Origin of the sequence: Streptomyces sp. NBC_01142 (assembly GCF_026341125.1) — a bacterium.
Taxonomy (GTDB): domain Bacteria; phylum Actinomycetota; class Actinomycetes; order Streptomycetales; family Streptomycetaceae; genus Streptomyces.
Map to the genome: position 1 here is coordinate 2224764 of NZ_JAPEOR010000002.1, position 15164 is coordinate 2239927.

General features: G+C 67.6%; 16 protein-coding genes. 12 read left to right on the top strand and 4 right to left on the bottom strand.

Annotated features, from left to right (window positions below):
- The 8 genes from OG883_RS27500 to OG883_RS27535 all read left to right on the top strand — a co-directional run bounded on the left by OG883_RS27500 (position 1) and on the right by OG883_RS27535 (position 6148).
- Positions 1-252, top strand: a complete 252-nt coding sequence (locus OG883_RS27500) for a hypothetical protein (RefSeq protein ID WP_266545978.1) — start codon at positions 1-3, stop codon at positions 250-252.
- 245 nt (positions 253-497) lie between these two features.
- Positions 498-773 (top strand): hypothetical protein, encoded by a 276-nt coding sequence (locus OG883_RS27505; protein ID WP_266545981.1) that lies wholly within the window; start codon positions 498-500, stop codon positions 771-773.
- 10 nt (positions 774-783) lie between these two features.
- Entirely contained in the window at positions 784-1272 is a 489-nt protein-coding gene (locus OG883_RS27510; protein ID WP_323180995.1) for a DUF6879 family protein, read from the top strand.
- A 12-nt stretch (positions 1273-1284) separates the two neighbouring features.
- Entirely contained in the window at positions 1285-2133 is an 849-nt protein-coding gene (locus OG883_RS27515) for a helix-turn-helix transcriptional regulator (RefSeq protein ID WP_266545987.1), read from the top strand.
- Positions 2134-2726: 593 nt separating this feature from the next.
- Positions 2727-3230, top strand: coding sequence for a hypothetical protein (locus OG883_RS27520; protein ID WP_266545990.1), 504 nt, complete (start codon positions 2727-2729; stop codon positions 3228-3230).
- A 612-nt stretch (positions 3231-3842) separates the two neighbouring features.
- Positions 3843-4172, top strand: a complete 330-nt coding sequence (locus OG883_RS27525; protein WP_266540382.1) for a hypothetical protein — start codon at positions 3843-3845, stop codon at positions 4170-4172.
- Positions 4163-5221, top strand: coding sequence for an integrase core domain-containing protein (locus OG883_RS27530; RefSeq protein WP_266540380.1), 1059 nt, complete (start codon positions 4163-4165; stop codon positions 5219-5221). The genes OG883_RS27525 and OG883_RS27530 overlap by 10 nt, the downstream gene beginning before the upstream one ends.
- 228 nt (positions 5222-5449) lie before the next feature.
- Complete coding sequence (locus OG883_RS27535; protein ID WP_266545993.1) at positions 5450-6148, top strand: site-specific integrase; 699 nt, start codon at positions 5450-5452, stop codon at positions 6146-6148.
- A gap of 200 nt (positions 6149-6348) precedes the next feature.
- Here the strand turns inward: OG883_RS27535 and OG883_RS27540 are convergent, their stop codons facing one another.
- Positions 6349-7506: an acyl-CoA dehydrogenase gene (locus tag OG883_RS27540; protein WP_266545996.1), complete on the bottom strand. Its 1158-nt coding sequence runs from the start codon at positions 7504-7506 to the stop codon at positions 6349-6351.
- A 166-nt stretch (positions 7507-7672) separates the two neighbouring features.
- Between OG883_RS27540 and OG883_RS27545 the strand changes: the two genes are divergently transcribed.
- The 3 genes from OG883_RS27545 (at position 7673) to OG883_RS27555 (ending at position 11330) form a co-directional block, all read left to right on the top strand.
- A complete protein-coding gene (locus OG883_RS27545; RefSeq protein ID WP_266545999.1) occupies positions 7673-9016 on the top strand; it encodes a UDP-glucose/GDP-mannose dehydrogenase family protein in 1344 nt (447 codons plus the stop codon).
- 278 nt (positions 9017-9294) lie between these two features.
- Entirely contained in the window at positions 9295-9840 is a 546-nt protein-coding gene (locus tag OG883_RS27550) for a YciI family protein (protein ID WP_266546002.1), read from the top strand.
- A gap of 311 nt (positions 9841-10151) precedes the next feature.
- Positions 10152-11330 carry a serine hydrolase gene (locus tag OG883_RS27555; RefSeq protein WP_266546005.1) on the top strand — a complete coding sequence of 393 codons (1179 nt, stop codon included), beginning with the start codon at positions 10152-10154 and terminating at the stop codon, positions 11328-11330.
- 168 nt (positions 11331-11498) lie between these two features.
- Here the strand turns inward: OG883_RS27555 and OG883_RS27560 are convergent, their stop codons facing one another.
- The 3 genes from OG883_RS27560 to OG883_RS27570 are packed head-to-tail and all read right to left on the bottom strand — an operon-like array spanning position 11499 to position 14410.
- Positions 11499-12707, bottom strand: a complete 1209-nt coding sequence (locus tag OG883_RS27560) for a dipeptidase (RefSeq protein ID WP_266546008.1) — start codon at positions 12705-12707, stop codon at positions 11499-11501.
- Between the two features lie 6 nt (positions 12708-12713).
- Positions 12714-13274, bottom strand: a complete 561-nt coding sequence (purE, locus tag OG883_RS27565; protein WP_266546011.1) for a 5-(carboxyamino)imidazole ribonucleotide mutase — start codon at positions 13272-13274, stop codon at positions 12714-12716.
- Complete coding sequence (locus OG883_RS27570) at positions 13271-14410, bottom strand: 5-(carboxyamino)imidazole ribonucleotide synthase (protein ID WP_266546013.1); 1140 nt, start codon at positions 14408-14410, stop codon at positions 13271-13273. The genes purE and OG883_RS27570 overlap by 4 nt, the downstream gene beginning before the upstream one ends.
- A 202-nt stretch (positions 14411-14612) precedes the next feature.
- Between OG883_RS27570 and OG883_RS27575 the strand changes: the two genes are divergently transcribed.
- Positions 14613-15161: a GtrA family protein gene (locus OG883_RS27575; RefSeq protein WP_266546015.1), complete on the top strand. Its 549-nt coding sequence runs from the start codon at positions 14613-14615 to the stop codon at positions 15159-15161.
- Positions 15162-15164 lie beyond the last annotated feature (3 nt).

Here is a 15164-nt window from a genome sequence, read left to right on the forward strand (position 1 = left end):
ATGCTCGACGACCGATTCCTGAATGCCTTCGACAACTCAGCCGACCGCGTCGCCGGCGATGGGGATTTCCCCCAGTCCCATGCCGATGGCGCGGCCCGCCCACTTGTCTGCGGTTGCGACGCCCTCCGGCAAAGTTCCGTCTCAACTAGGCATGGCGGCAATCGTTCCGTCGTTCAGCAGGAAGACCCGGTTGCCGGCTGCGGCCATCAGCCGGACATGACGATCCGCTGGACCTGGTTCGTGCCCTCGTAGATCTGGGTGCTTTACGGCATCCAAAGCTCTGACCTGCACCTACGGCCCTTCAGAGGAGGGCTCACCCAGCATTTCCCCATGGTCAACCAGAGCTGTCCCAGGTCAGACCACGCGGACCGCCGTGCGGCGATGCTGGGACGGAACCGTCACGCTTCCGCACGCTGCACCCGCCCCCTTGACGGGGCTGATACCGGAGGGTGAGCGTCGTGCACGCTGGTGCAACCCACTCGACACCGGGAGTGACTGTGACCCTAAAGTTCCTCGGGATCATCCCTAACACGCCGACCGACGAGTCTCCGACGATCTGGCTCCACGAGGAGACGGGAGACCTTCTGATCCAGTCGTACAAGGCGACTGAAGAGGAAGTGAAGGAGTGCCAGGAGGTTGGTTCGATCCCCGGCCACTCCACGGATGTCCCGGACCACGAGACGATCATCAGGCTTCCAGCGGTCATGCTGAAGTACATCCCCCGCCCGAACGACGACAACGGAGAGACGGCAAGTGCAGCCACCAGCGCGTAACGCCCTGGCTATGGCGCAACGCTCAGCGGTTCACCTTGAGTTGCGCGATAGCTACATGCTGGATGACCCCGAGTTCATCGCATGGAAGCAGGGCAAGCGGCTTGACCCCGCCGACCGGTCCTTGTGGTGGGGCGGCTGGCATGACGCGGTGCGCGATGCGGTCGCCCGTGGCGTCGTGGTCCGGCGTGCGCGCATCGTCTCGGAGCCGATCAGCGACTACGTGCGGTACGAATTCGACTGCACATTCACCAACATTGCAGCGGGTGAGTTGGTTCGTTGGTTGCCGAGGCGGAAGGCAACCGATCTTGCCTTGCCCGGTACGGACTTCTGGGTGTTCGACGGCGCACAAGCGCTCTTTCACCACTTCACCGGAAATGGTCAGTTGGACGAGGACGGCCGGGAGTACACGGACGATCCAGCGCGGGTGAAGCTGTGCGCCGACGCCTTCGAGGCTGTGTGGCAACGCGCGATTCCGCACGAGGAGTACCGGCCCCGCTGACCCATCGCAATCATGGCTCTCTCTCCGTCTTCGAGTGCCCAGCAGGCCCGGCAGGCGCTAGCAGATCGACTCGCTGAGCTCTGCCGGGATGCTGGGCTGACCGGGCGCGATATCGCCGATCGTTGCGACTGGCATCCGTCCAAGTCGTCTCGGATCATGAACGCCCGGACGCCGCCGTCCGCCGACGACATTCGAGCCTGGTGCCGGGCGTGCGGAGCCGAGGACCAGACCGCCGATCTGACTGCCTCGCTTCGGACAGCCGAGGGTATGTGGGTTGGCTGGCGGCGCATGGAGCGTGCCGGGCTCAAGCAGGCGCAGGAAGCCCGCTTGCCGCTGTTCGAGCGCACACACCGTTTCCGCTCGTACTCGTCCTGGTTCGTGCCGGGTCTGATCCAGACGCACGGCTACACCGAGGCCGTGTTGCGCGCAGTTCAGCGCCGCAGGGTAGAGGTGGACGATGTGGCCGAAGCCGTGGCCGTCCGCATGGAACGCCAGCGCGTGTTGTACGAGGGAAATCGGCGGTTTGCCTTCCTCGTTGAGGAGTCGGTCTTGCGGAACGGCATCGGCGGAACAGACGTGCTGATCGGACAGCTTGGCCACCTGCTTACGGTCGGATCACTGCCCAACGTCAGCTTGGGTGTGGTGCCAATGCGGGCGGACCGTTCCAGGATGCCAGTAGAGGGGTTCTGGATCTTCGACACGGCACAGGTCAATGTCGAGTTGGTCTCTGGCTATCTCACGATCACGCAGCCCAGCGAGGTAGCCATGTACGCCGACACCTTCGCCGAGCTGACCGACTTGGCCGTCTACGGAGCGAGCGCACGCGCGCTGATTACGGCTGCGATGGACTCGCTCGGGTGATTGCCATGCAATCTCGTGCAACCTCATGGAACGGCAACTTCGCCACTCCGTACGGTCGTTGCATCGCGAGCCGAATAGCCGGGGAGGCCACGCATGGTGACGCAGAAACCGCAGGGATACATCCTGACTGAGCCACCGGCCGAGCCCTCCGCCAAGCCGGGTTGTTCCGCTTGCCTGTCCATCGTGGTTGCCAGGGAGAACGCGCGTTCCAGGGGCGACTACAGCGGGGCATCTGACTGCAATGTGGAGCTCCGCCAGCACCAGGCAGATGCGCACCCGTCATGAGCGACGGCAGAGGTCCCACTCTTGACCGACCGGCCGCTGATGACGCTGCGGGTGTCTCGGGACGACGGGGAAACGTGGGGGCCCACGCGGACCGTACGCAGCACCGAGAACCTTGCCCCCATGGTGACCTCGGAATGGCCGCCGTGTGAGTGCTGGCGGTGCAAGGGTCGTTGATCTCCCGCCCTTCCCGTGATCGCGGCGGCGCAAGGCGGTAGGGGCGGGTGCGGACGAGCCCCGGTTCGATGCTTCCCCCGTGCATTGGGCCGGGGCTCCGTCGTGCACGGCATTCATCTACACAAGGAGAGTTCATGCGATGGGGCACAGTGGCACGACTCGCAGCGATACCCGTGATCATCTCGGCGTTATTGGGAGCAGAGCAGGGTGGTTGTAACTCGACCACGGGGAGCGTGAACGGCGGTCAGGGCGGACAGGCTGAGCAGCCCCAGGGCAAGACGTACGGCCAGGTGATCGGAGGCCGTTGCACGCAGCGCGTCGCGGAGGCGTACGCGAGCGGGGGCAGGGTCTGGGGCTACGCGGACGCCACATGCCGGGAAGCGGTGCTGAATCACTCCCTCACGGTCATCCTGGACAAGAGGGGGCCGGGGGGCGGCTGGGACGAGGTGAGCCGCAATTCGAACCATCTTTCTCCCGGAAAGGGTGCCCTCAAGAAGGTGGAGACCTCGGTAAGCTGCCAGCCCGGTTTCTACCGGGTCCGTATGAAGGCGACCGTTGAGGCACTGAAGGACCCGGACGGACCGGACTCCGGCGGTGCGGAGACTCCCGGAGCAGTCGTCAGCAAGGAGCAGTGTTGATGATCAGGCAGGCGAAGGACCACCCGGAAATCGTGGCCTCACTGGACCTTGGCACCGTCTCTGACGTGGCGCTGAACCGTCGCCAGCGCTTCCGGCTGTGGCGCTGGGAGCACGGTGGCAGACACCTGCACAATGCTGGCGTTCTCGTACGGAGCCGAGTCGGATTGCGGCGTGGCCGCTGAGTCCCAACGTCCGGAACAAACAAAGAAGCCCCGGCCAGTGGCCGGGGCTGTCTCTTTGGTTGGTTAGAGGAGTGCGCGGAAGGGGTTGGAAGGGGCGAGCGGTTCGGGCCGCTTCGCTGGTTCGGGGGCAGGTGCCTGCTCAGGTGTAGGGCGGTAGGCGTCCAGACGGACGACCTTGGTCCCGTTACTTTCCATTACGGTCCGCTTCGCCGGCCCTGACTCTTCGCGCTGGGAACTGTCCTCGCGAAGTGTGAAAACTGTTGCTGGTCGGCCGGTCTTCCCCGACCGTTCCACGGTGACGACGATTCCGGGCAGTTCCTTGACCTCACTGGCGGTTGCCGGTATGCGTCTGAGTGAATGAGCCAAGATCGTGAGGAAACACCCAGCCAGGTCTCTGGCCTTCGGGCCTTGATCTGGAAGGTTTTCGATCATGGCAGGAGTTACTCCCCGGAAGCCGCGTAAGCGGCTGGCCCCGTCGGAGAAGTACGAGATGTTCGTGGCGGTGCTCACCGGTCAGCACACGCAGCGCGAGGCCGCGGAACGCTGGGGCGTGGACCGCTCCACCGTGATCGCAGTGCTGCGGTGTGCGAAGCAGAGCGTGCTCGACGGGTTCGCCGCCGCGGTGCCGGGCCGGCCCGGCATGACCGTCGAGCAAGCCGCGCTGGCCGAGGCCCGCGCGGAGGTGGAACGGCTGCGGGCCACCATCACGGAGCAGGCAGTCGCGCTCCATCTGCAGCAGGGAAAAGCACGATGGGCCTGAGCGCCGGCCCCGTCGCGCCACGCGTGCACGCGGAGATCAAGGCCGGGCTTCTGGAGCTGGTCGACCATGCAGGGCGGGCCGGCTGGTCGGTGCGCCATGCCGCCGACACACTGGGCGTCGACCATATGCGGGTGCTGCGCTGGCAGCAGCGCCGCGTGGCGGGACGGCTCGAGGACAGCCCGGCCGGCCCGAACGTTGCGGTGCACGCGCTGCTGGACTTCGAGCGCGAGGCAATCGTCAAACTCGCCGAGGAGTGGGGCGGCACGGACCGCTCGCACCGCAAACTCGCCCACCGCGGCTCCCGCCTGGGCTGGGTCCACGTCTCGGAATCCACCGTGCTGCGGGTCCTGGACGACCAGGGCATCCGCCTGCCCGGCGGCCCGGTACGCGAACACCGCGAGAAGAAACCGTTTCCCGACTGGGCGCTCTGGCGCCCGAGATCAATCTGGATCTACGACTTCACGCACTTCACGGCAGCACGCAGGTGCGCTCTCGCAATCATGGACCTGGTGAGCCGCAAGTGGATCACCACGTTGGTCTCCGCCCAGGAGTCCTCCCTCCAGGTCGAGACCGCGTTCCTGTCCGCGCTGCATTCCGAGGACCTCGGGCACCTCGCCGAGCGCCGGATGCGTGCCGAACTCACCGCCCCCGGGCCACCGCCCGACGAACAGCCCGTCCTGCTGGCGGTCTCGGACAACGGCCCCCAGATGCGCTCCGCGGATACCCGCACCTTCATGGCCGCCTGCCTGATCGGCCAGCACTTCGGACGCCCTCACACCCCCAACGACCAGGCCTGGATCGAATCACTGTTCAGCCACGTCAAGGGCGAGTGGCCACACCTGACCAAGATCCGCGACCCCTTCGAACTCGAGGCCGAACTCGACGCGGTCCACACCGAGTACAACACCGTGCGCCTGCACGCCGGGCTCGGCTACGTCACCCCCGACGACGAGCACACCGGACGCGCCGACGCCATCCGAACGGCCCGCGCCCACGGTCTCCAGCAGGCACGCGAACACCGCATCGCCTACCGTCGGAAACAGAACTGAGAATCCTCAATATCCGTCACGTCCTGGTTGGGTATTTAACCCTGACCTTGGCTCAAAGACTCAGACACACCTCGGTTGCTCCCACGTACGGGAGAACCTGAGACGACGTGGCCCGACCCCCGTGCATCTCGATGCGTGCCCGAACCTTGTCGGCAATGCTGAGTGGCTGCCGTTTCAGCTTCGGGGAGTCGGCGCTTCTCGTTCTTCTCCGGGATGATGGATTGGGCCGTGGTCAACGAGATCATCGGCCGCAACCCGTGCAAGAAGATCAGGCACGCTGGCAGCCGTGCCAAGGAGATACGCGAGCACAAGAGCACGGCCCGGCGGCTGACGACTCGGGAAGTCCTGGCGATGCTCGACGGGGCTCCGCCCCGGTACAGGGCCATGCTCTGGCTGATGGCGGGCTGCGGCCTCCGCCTTGGGGAGGCCATGGCCGTCTCACGCGATCAGATCGACTCCAAGGCAGAGGTACTACGCGTCGATTTCCAGATCGCGGAGGATGGCGAATCTGAATCCGGCAAGAACAGCGCACTACAGCGACGCCACATCAAGGCACGCGACGCAGAGGAGCCGGGGCGTGTCGTGCCACTGCCGCCCAACGTGGCCTTCGAACTGCGGAGGCACATCAAGAACCAGGGTGTGTGGGGACCGGAACGCTTGCTTTTCCCGTGGATGGTGGCCCTGTCCAAGGGAGGAGTGGCGTACTGCAAGCCACACTCCATGCGGCACTACTACGGGTCGCGTCTGCTGTACGCGGGCGTCCCTGAGAACGACGTAGCGGACTGGATGGGGCACAGCAGCACTGACGTGCTCCGGGAGCACTACCACTACATCTTTGAGGGGGCCGAGCAGCGCGGGCGGGCAGCCATCGCCACGATGCTGACCCCAGGTACGGACGACCCCACAGAGCGAACAGAGGTGGCCTGAGCTAGGCCATAGCAACGGCCCCCGGCGTGATGCCGGGGGCCGCAGTGTTTGTGCAGCTCAAAGGCGGTTTCAGTACCAGCGTCAGCCCAGGATTTCCCCAGCATGACGCCCAGGATCACCCCGGAACGGGCTCGAACAGACGGGAACCCGAGCCAGCTTCCCTGACCGGGCCACAGGGCCACTGACCTGCAAAAACCCTGCTACGGCAGGTTCCTTGCCATGACGATCCGCTGCACCTGATTCGTGCCTTCATAAATCTGGGTGATCTTGGCGTCGCGCATCATGCGCTCGACGGGGTAGTCACGGGTGTAGCCGTAGCCGCCGAGCAGCTGGACCGCGTCCGTGGTGACCTCCATTGCGACGTCGGAGGCGAAGCACTTCGCCGCCGCACCGAAGAAGGTCAGGTCGCCGTCGACGCGCTCGGACTTGGCGGCCGCCGAGTAGGTGAGCTGGCGGGCGGCCTCCAGCTTCATCGCCATGTCGGCGAGCATGAACTGCACGCCCTGGAAGTCGGCGATCGGCTTGCCGAACTGCTTGCGCTCCTGGACGTAGCCCTTGGCGTAGTCGAGGGCGCCCTGGGCGATACCGAGAGCCTGGGCCGCGATCGTGATGCGGGTGTGGTCCAGGGTCTTCATCGCCGTGGCGAAGCCGGTGCCCTCCTCGCCGATCATGCGGTCGGCGGGGATACGGACGTTGTCGAGGTAGACCTCGCGGGTCGGGGAGCCCTTGATGCCGAGCTTCTTCTCCGGTGCGCCGAAGGAGACACCCTCGTCCGACTTCTCCACGACGAAGGCGCTGATGCCCTTGGAGCGCTTGGTCGGGTCGGTGACGGCCATCACCGTGTAGTACTCGGAGACGCCGGCGTTGGTGATCCAGCGCTTCACGCCGTTGAGGACCCAGAAGTCGCCCTCGCGGACGGCCTTGGTCTTCATGCCGGCGGCGTCCGAGCCCGCGTCCGGCTCGGAGAGGCAGTACGAGAACATCCCGTCGCCCGCGGCCAGCGGACCCAGGTACTTCTTCTTCAGCTCCTCGGAGCCGGAGAGGATCACCGGGAGCGAGCCCAGCTTGTTCACGGCCGGGATCAGGGAGGAGGACGCGCAGACGCGGGCCACTTCCTCGATGACGATCACGGTCGCGAGCGCGTCGGCGCCGGCGCCGCCGTACTCCTCGGGGACGTGGACTGCCTGAAGTTCGGAGGCGACCAGCGCGTCGAGGGCCTCCTGCGGGAAGCGGGCCTCTTCGTCCACCTGTGCGGCGAACGGCGCGATCTTCGCCTCGGCGAGCGAGCGGACGGTTTCCCGGAGCATGTCGTGCTCTTCGGCCGGCCGGTACAGGTCGAAGTCTTGCGATCCCGCCAAGGTCTCTCACTCCCCAAGGTGCTAACTACCGTTAAGTAACCCAATTTTAGACGGTCGTCCGCTCATAGGCATACGTGAGCTTGGCGACAGCGGAAATCCTCCCCGTCGAACGCCCGACTATGCTCGGGCTCGCATTCCGAGCCCCGCATCTTTTTTGGAGCACCGCATGGCCCTCAAGATCACCGTGATCGGCACCGGATATCTCGGCGCCACGCACGCCGCGGCCATGGCGGAGCTGGGCTTCGAGGTGCTCGGCCTCGATGTCGTACCCGAGAAGATCGAGATGCTGGCGGCCGGCAGGGTCCCGATGTACGAACCGGGCCTCGAGGATCTGCTGCGGCGGCACGTGGCCGGGTTCGAGGGTTCGAGCGGGCGGCTGCGGTTCACGACCTCCTGGGAGGAGATCGGGGAGTTCGGCGATGTGCACTTCGTCTGCGTGAACACGCCGCAGAAGCACGGCGAGTACGCCTGCGACATGTCGTACGTCGACTCCGCCTTCGAGTCCCTGGCGCCGCAGCTGAAGCGGGCCGCGCTCGTCGTCGGCAAGTCCACCGTGCCGGTGGGCTCCGCCGCCCGGCTCGCGGCGCGCCTCGCGGAGCTGGCTCCGGCCGGGGCCGACGCCGAGCTGGCGTGGAACCCGGAGTTCCTGCGGGAGGGCTTCGCCGTACAGGACACACTGCACCCCGACCGGATCGTGGTGGGTGTCGAGAGCGAGCGCGCGGAGAGGCTGCTGCGCGAGGTGTACGCGACGCCGGTCGGCGAAGGGTCGCCGTTCGTGGTGACCGATTTCCCGACCGCCGAGCTGGTGAAAACCTCCGCGAATTCCTTTCTCGCGACCAAGATTTCGTTCATCAACGCGATGGCCGAGGTGTGCGAGGCGGCCGGCGGCGATGTGGTGAAGCTGGCGGAGGCGATCGGCTACGACGAGCGGATCGGGAAGAAGTTCCTGCGGGCCGGGATCGGTTTCGGCGGCGGCTGTCTGCCGAAGGACATCCGGGCGTTCATGGCGCGGGCCGGCGAGCTGGGCGCGGATCAGGCGCTGACCTTCCTGCGCGAGGTCGACTCGATCAACATGCGCCGCCGCGGACACATGGTGGAGCTGGCCCGCGAGGCGCTCGGGGGCGGTGGCTTCCTGGGGAAGCGGGTGGCCGTGCTCGGCGCGACGTTCAAGCCGGACTCGGACGATGTGCGGGACTCGCCCGCGCTGAATGTGGCCGGTCAGATCCATCTGCAGGGCGGCCAGGTCACGGTCTACGACCCGAAGGGCATGGCGAACGCGCGCCGGCTCTTCCCGACGCTGGCGTACGCGGACTCGGCGCTGGCCGCGGTGCGCGGCGCGGATGTGGTGCTGCACCTGACGGAGTGGCGCGAGTTCCGCGAGCTGGATCCGGCGACGCTGGGTGAGGTCGCGTCGGCCCGCATCATCCTGGACGGCCGGAACGCGCTGGACAGCGCGCTGTGGCGCAAGGCGGGCTGGACCTACCGGGCGATGGGACGCCCGCGGGCCTAGAAGTGTCCTGAAGATCTTGAAATCGCGCCTGACTTGCCCAAGTTCATGGCGATTGACATTTACCGGCAATCCGGGGTGAGTCGGGCGGTCAGAGTAAGATCTTCATCGGTCTTCTAGGGCGCGTCCGGAGGGCCCGGGCAGAACGGCTCCGCGTCGACGACGAGAAGACGGCCATCCGCTACGCGGAGTCGGCACGCATGCCTCTGGCTGAGGCTGCCGAGCGGCCGGCGCAGTGAAACCCGCTCGACCTGGATACCTCCCTGAAGAGATCCTGTGGCATGGAGTTCCTCTGCTACCACCGCGACCGGCCCGACTCCGTAGCGCTGCGCGACGAGCTGCTGGAAGAGCATTGGTCCTATATGGACCAGTACGCGAAGGAGATGATCGCCCGGGGCCCGACCCTCGCCGACGACACACCCACCGGCAGCGTGCACTTCGTCGACCTGCCCGATCCCGTCGCCGCCCGCGCGTTCGCCTTCGACGAGCCGAACTACCAGGCCGGCGTGTACCGGGACGTGCTGCTGCGACGGTGGCGCAACATGCTGGGACGCACCATGTGGGACTTCCCCGGCGGCCCGACCGGTGGCACCCGATACCTGGTGCTCGGCCTCGGCACGGGGCATGCCGCCGACCTCGCGGTGCCGCCCGACCGGGACGAGCTGATCGCCTACGGGCCGCTGCTGTCCGATAACGGCGCCACCTGGCTGGGCACGGCGGCGTTGGTCCGGGCGCCGGACCCGGACACGGCACGCGCCATCCTGACCCCGGACCGGTACGCCGAGATCGAGGTGCACAACTGGCAGTTCGGCGGGCGGCCGTCATGACCGCCGGCACCGTGCCACGCGCTCTCGCCCTGGCCGGCGTCGATCAGGCCGACTTGGTGAACCGCGTACGGCAGACACTCAGCGACGAGGACGAGTGACCACCGGAGACGGCTGACACCGTCTGTTTCCCGAAGCCCGGCCCTGGCCGCTCGCCCGCGCCGCGCTGTGAGGCAAGTCCTTCACACACGATGAATCGCGCACTGCGCTGTGCCCCGAACGCCTGGCGAGTGCCGGTGGGCCGATGAATCTCGGCGTGAAGAGGGGGCCGTGCGGCCGTGCACGGCTCACCCAACCGACAAGGAGAGATTCACATGCACCAACGTGCCACTCACACGGACCGCGGCCGGCCGGGCGCCGCGGCGGCGGCGGCCGAGGCTGCGGGTGCCGTGTCTGCGGGTGCCGTGTCTGCGCCCGCGCCGACCTCAGTGGTCGACGGCCACGCGGCGATCCAGCGCGTACTCGACCAGGCCGTGGCCCAAGGCGGCCTTCCCGGAATCCTTGCGGAGATCCGCGACGGCGAGCAGCGGTGGTTCGGCACGGCAGGGGTGGCCGACACCGCGACCGGCCGCATGCGCTTAGCGCAGGACCGGTTCCGCATCGGCAGCATCAGCAAGACGTTCGTGGCCACCGTGATGCTGCAACTGGCGGCTGAAGGCACGCTGAGCCTGGACGACACCGCGGATCAGTGGCTGCCCGGCATGGTCCGCGGCCATGACCACGATGGCGGCAGGGTGACCGTCAGGATGCTGCTCAATCACACCAGCGGGATCTTCAACTGCACCGACGACCAAGAGGCACAGAGCGGTCACGAGACCTACACCCCCGAGTTGCTCGTGCAGATTGCCATGTCCCATCCGGCCGCCTTCGCACCGGGCACGGGTTGGGGGTACTCCAACACCAACTACGTCCTCGCGGGCATGATCATCGAACGCGCCACCGGCCGGGCGCTCGCCCACGAGATCGCCGAGCGGATCACCCGCCCGCTCGGCCTGACGGCAACGTACCTGCCCATCGGCAGCGATCCGGCGATCGACGGACCGCACTCCCGTCACTACACGAAGTTGTTCCGAACCGACCCCGGCGCCCCGGTTCACGACGCGACCGAGCTCGACTCGTCCACGTTCTGGGCGGCCGGCGGCATGATCTCCACCGCCGAGGACCTCAACCGGTTCTTCAGCGCTCTGCTGGGCGGCCGAATACTGCCACCGGACCAGCAGCGCGACATGTTCACCAGCATCCCCACCCGCGACTGGATTCCCCACGCCACCTACGGTCTCGGCGTGTCCTCGGTGATGCTGCCCTGCGGGGAAACGGTCTGGGGCATGGGTGGTGCCCTCTTCGGCTCGTGGTCCTACACCTACGGCACCCGCGACGGCGAACACATGGTCACGGCCAACGTCAACGGCGACTGGGCCGACGGTGGCTGGGACGACCCCATCGGCATCTTCACCGATCTGCTCCGGACGACGTTCTGCCCGAGCGATACCTGAACACCGCAGTCACGAGGCCGATCGTGCGGTCCGCGCCGCTTCGTCCGCGGCCGGAGAAGTGCGTCCGCGGCCGGTGGGAGTCCGGGCCGGTCGGGAGTGCGGGGCCGGAGAAGTGCGTTCGGGGGTACGGGCCCCGCACCCCCGAACGCCCCTCAGCCGTCGAGCCGGTCAGCCCCGGTCGGTCCTGTCGAGCTGGTCGATCGTCGCGTTGGACGGGCCCCGGACCGCCCGGAGGTCGCGCGCGACGTCCTCGGCCGACCGCAGCACGCGCACCGCGTTCTGCCACGTCAGCTTCGCCAGGTCGGACTCCGACCAGCCGCGGCGCAGCAGCTCCGCGATCAGGTTCGGGTAGCCCGCCACGTCCTCCAGGCCGGCCGGTGTGAACGCCGTGCCGTCGAAGTCGCCGCCGATGCCGATGTGCTCGATCCCGGCGACCTCGCGCATATGGTCGAGGTGGTCGGCGACCGTCGCGGCGGTGGCTATCGGGCGCGGGTGAGCGGCTTCGAAGGCGTGCTGGACCTTCATCGCCTCCGGGACGGCGTCCAGGGCGTGGAAGCCGTGTGCGCGCATGTTCTCGTCCGCCGCCAGGGTCCAGTCGACCGCGGCCTGCAGGATGAACTTCGGTACGAAGGTGACCATCGCGACGCCCCCGTTGGCGGGCAGCAGCGCCAGCACGTCGTCGGGGATGTTGCGCGGGTGGTCGCAGACCGCCCGGGACGAGGAGTGCGAGAAGACCACCGGCGCGACCGTCGTGGCAAGCGCGTGGCGCATCGTCGACGTGGCGACGTGCGAGAGGTCGACCAGCATGCCGGTGCGGTTCATCTCCCGTACGACCTCGTGGCCGAAGGCCGACAGACCGCCGACTCCCGGCTCGTCGGTCGCCGAGTCCGCCCACGCGATGTTGTCGTTGTGGGTGAGCGTCATATAGCGGACGCCCAGGGCATGGAGTGCCCGCAGGGTGGCGAGGGAGTTGTTGATGGAGTGGCCGCCCTCGGCGCCCATGAGGGAAGCGATACGGCCCTCGCCGCGCGCCTTCTCCATATCGTCGGCCGTCAGGGCGCGGGCCAGGTCCGCCGGGTGGCGCTCCAGCAGCTGCGTGACCACGTCGATCTGCTCGAGGGTCGCGCTGACCGCCTCGTCGCCCGCCATCTCGCTGCGTACGTACACGGACCAGAACTGCGCGCCGACCCCGCCGGCGCGCAGTCGCGGTATGTCGGTGTGCAGCCGGCCGGCCTGGTCACCGGCGATGTCCATCCGGTCCAGGTCGTAGCGGACGTGTTGGCGCAGCGCCCAGGGAAGGTCGTTGTGGCCGTCGACAACGGGGTGGGCGGCGAGCAGTTCGCGTGCCCGGGTCAGGTAGTCCGTGGCTGAGTCCATTCGCTCTTACTTCCCGAAACCGAAGCCTGCCGCACCCTCGACCTTCGCACGCAGCCGCTTGCCCTTCTCGGTCGCCTGGTCGTTCAGCTCCTGCTGGAACTCCCGCATACGCGCGAGGAGTTCGGCGTCCTGCGTGGCCAGGATGCGGGCCGCGAGCAGGCCCGCGTTGCGGGCACCGGCGACGGAGACGGTGGCGACGGGCACACCGGCGGGCATCTGCACGATGGACAGGAGCGAGTCCATGCCGTCGAGGTACTTCAGGGGCACCGGCACACCGATCACCGGGAGCGGGGTGACGGAGGCGAGCATGCCCGGGAGGTGGGCCGCTCCTCCGGCGCCCGCGATGATCGCCTTGAGGCCGCGGGCGTCGGCCTGCTCGCCGTACGCGATCATCTCGCGCGGCATGCGGTGCGCGGAGACGACATCGACCTCGTAGGGGATCTCGAACTCGTCGAGGGCCTGCGCGGCGGCCTCCATGACGGGCCAGTCGGAGTCCGAGCCCATCACGATGCCGACGAGGGGGGACGGCGACGAGGGAGAGGTGGTCATGGGACCCGTTTCACTCATGAGAGCAGTGTTCCTCTGAGATAGCCGGCTGCGTGACGGGCGCGCTCCAGCACGTCGTCCAGGTCGTCGCCGTAGGTGTTGACGTGCCCCACCTTGCGGCCGGGTTTGACGTCCTTGCCATACATATGGATCTTCAGCTGCGGGTCGCGGGCCATGCAGTGCAGGTACGCCGCATACATGTCGGGGTAGTCGCCGCCCAGCACATTGCACATGACCGTCCACTTTCCGCGCGGGCGCGGGTCGCCGAGCGGGAGGTCGAGTACGGCGCGGACATGGTTGGCGAACTGCGAGGTGATCGCACCGTCCTGCGTCCAGTGGCCGGAGTTGTGCGGGCGCATGGCCAGCTCGTTGACCAGGATCCGGCCATCGGTCGTCTCGAACAGCTCGACCGCGAGATGGCCGACGACGCCGAGATCCTTCGCGATCCGCAGGGCAAGCTGCTGGGCCTGCCCCGCGAGCTCCTCCGACAGATTCGGCGCGGGCGCGATCACCGTGTCGCAGACGCCGTCGACCTGCTGCGACTCGACGACGGGGTAGGCGACGGCCTGGCCGTGCGGCGAGCGGACGATATTCGCCGCCAGCTCGCGGGTGAAAGCGACCTTCTCCTCGGCAAGGACCGGGACGCCGGCCCGGAAGGGAGCCTCGGCGTCCTGTGCCGTATGCACGAACCAGACGCCCTTGCCGTCGTAGCCGCCGCGCACCGTCTTGAGGATGACGGGGAAGCCGCCCACCTCCTCGGCGAACGCCGCGACATCGGCGGGGTCCGCCACGATGCGGTGGCGCGGGCAGGGCGCGCCGATCTCCATGAGCTTCGCGCGCATCACACCCTTGTCCTGGGCGTGCACCAATGCGTCGGGCCCCGGGCGGACGGGAATGCCGTCCGCCTCCAGGGCCCTCATGTGCTCGATCGGGACATGCTCATGATCGAAAGTGATCACATCGCAGCCGCGTGCGAAGTCACGCAGCGTGTCCAGGTCGCGATAGTCGCCGATGACGACATCGCTCACCACCTGGGCTGCGGAGTCCTGTGGAGTATCACTGAGGAGCTTGAATCTGAGGCCGAGGGGGATGCCCGCCTCGTGGGTCATACGGGCGAGCTGACCGCCGCCGACCATGCCGACTACCGGGAACGTCACCCTCTTAGAGTATCCGCCGCCAGGGAACCTCCTGTCGCCCGTGGTTCCCGGCCCCTGGCTCTCGGCGCGCCCGGCTCCCGCGCCTCCGCCGCCGTTGTCACAGCCCCGCCACACGACAAGGTGCACCCGCGGGCGGAAACGAGGGGTGCTGGTTAGCATTGCCGGGTTGGCACACCGACCCGAACGGGGCTGAGCAATCACCATGAGTGAACGAAGCGCGCTGCGCGTGCGGCTTGAGCAGCTCACGCGTGAGTTCGCGAAGTTCGGCGCGGTCGGTGGTGTGGGGCTCCTGGTGGACCTCGGGGTCTTCAATCTCGTACGGCACCTCACCGACATCCCCGTGGTGCGGGCGAGCATCGTTGCCACGGTCGTCGCGATCGGCTGCAACTATCTGGGCTTCCGCTACTTCACCTACCGGGACCGCGACAAGAGCCGCCGGACCAAGGAGCTGACGCTCTTCCTGCTGTTCAGCGTCGTCGGGCTGGTGATCCAGAGCGGCGTGCTGTACGTCGCGACGTACGGCTTCGGCTGGGACAGCCCGCTGCAGAGCAACATCTTCAAGTTCCTCGGCATCGGCATCGCGACGCTGTTCCGCTTCTGGTCGTACCGGACCTGGGTGTTCCGGGCGCTGCCGGCGCGCGAGGCCGTGCAGACGGCGGAATCCTTCCTGGGGCAGGAGCCGTCCGGGGCCCGTCCGGGGCCGGGATCCGAGCCGCGGCCCCGGCCCGAACCCGACCGGGTAGCCCGCTGAGCC

Coding starts and splice junctions, on each gene's coding strand:
- OG883_RS27555 (WP_266546005.1), top strand. CDS start 10,152: ATGCACCAACGTGCCACTCACACGGACCGCGGCCGGCCGGGCGCCGCG.
- OG883_RS27560 (WP_266546008.1), bottom strand. CDS start 12,707: ATGGACTCAGCCACGGACTACCTGACCCGGGCACGCGAACTGCTCGCC.
- OG883_RS27500 (WP_266545978.1), top strand. CDS start 1: ATGCTCGACGACCGATTCCTGAATGCCTTCGACAACTCAGCCGACCGC.
- OG883_RS27520 (WP_266545990.1), top strand. CDS start 2,727: ATGCGATGGGGCACAGTGGCACGACTCGCAGCGATACCCGTGATCATC.
- OG883_RS27575 (WP_266546015.1), top strand. CDS start 14,613: ATGAGTGAACGAAGCGCGCTGCGCGTGCGGCTTGAGCAGCTCACGCGT.
- OG883_RS27530 (WP_266540380.1), top strand. CDS start 4,163: ATGGGCCTGAGCGCCGGCCCCGTCGCGCCACGCGTGCACGCGGAGATC.
- OG883_RS27510 (WP_323180995.1), top strand. CDS start 784: ATGGCGCAACGCTCAGCGGTTCACCTTGAGTTGCGCGATAGCTACATG.
- OG883_RS27545 (WP_266545999.1), top strand. CDS start 7,673: ATGGCCCTCAAGATCACCGTGATCGGCACCGGATATCTCGGCGCCACG.
- OG883_RS27550 (WP_266546002.1), top strand. CDS start 9,295: ATGGAGTTCCTCTGCTACCACCGCGACCGGCCCGACTCCGTAGCGCTG.
- OG883_RS27515 (WP_266545987.1), top strand. CDS start 1,285: ATGGCTCTCTCTCCGTCTTCGAGTGCCCAGCAGGCCCGGCAGGCGCTA.
- purE (WP_266546011.1), bottom strand. CDS start 13,274: ATGAGTGAAACGGGTCCCATGACCACCTCTCCCTCGTCGCCGTCCCCC.
- OG883_RS27525 (WP_266540382.1), top strand. CDS start 3,843: ATGGCAGGAGTTACTCCCCGGAAGCCGCGTAAGCGGCTGGCCCCGTCG.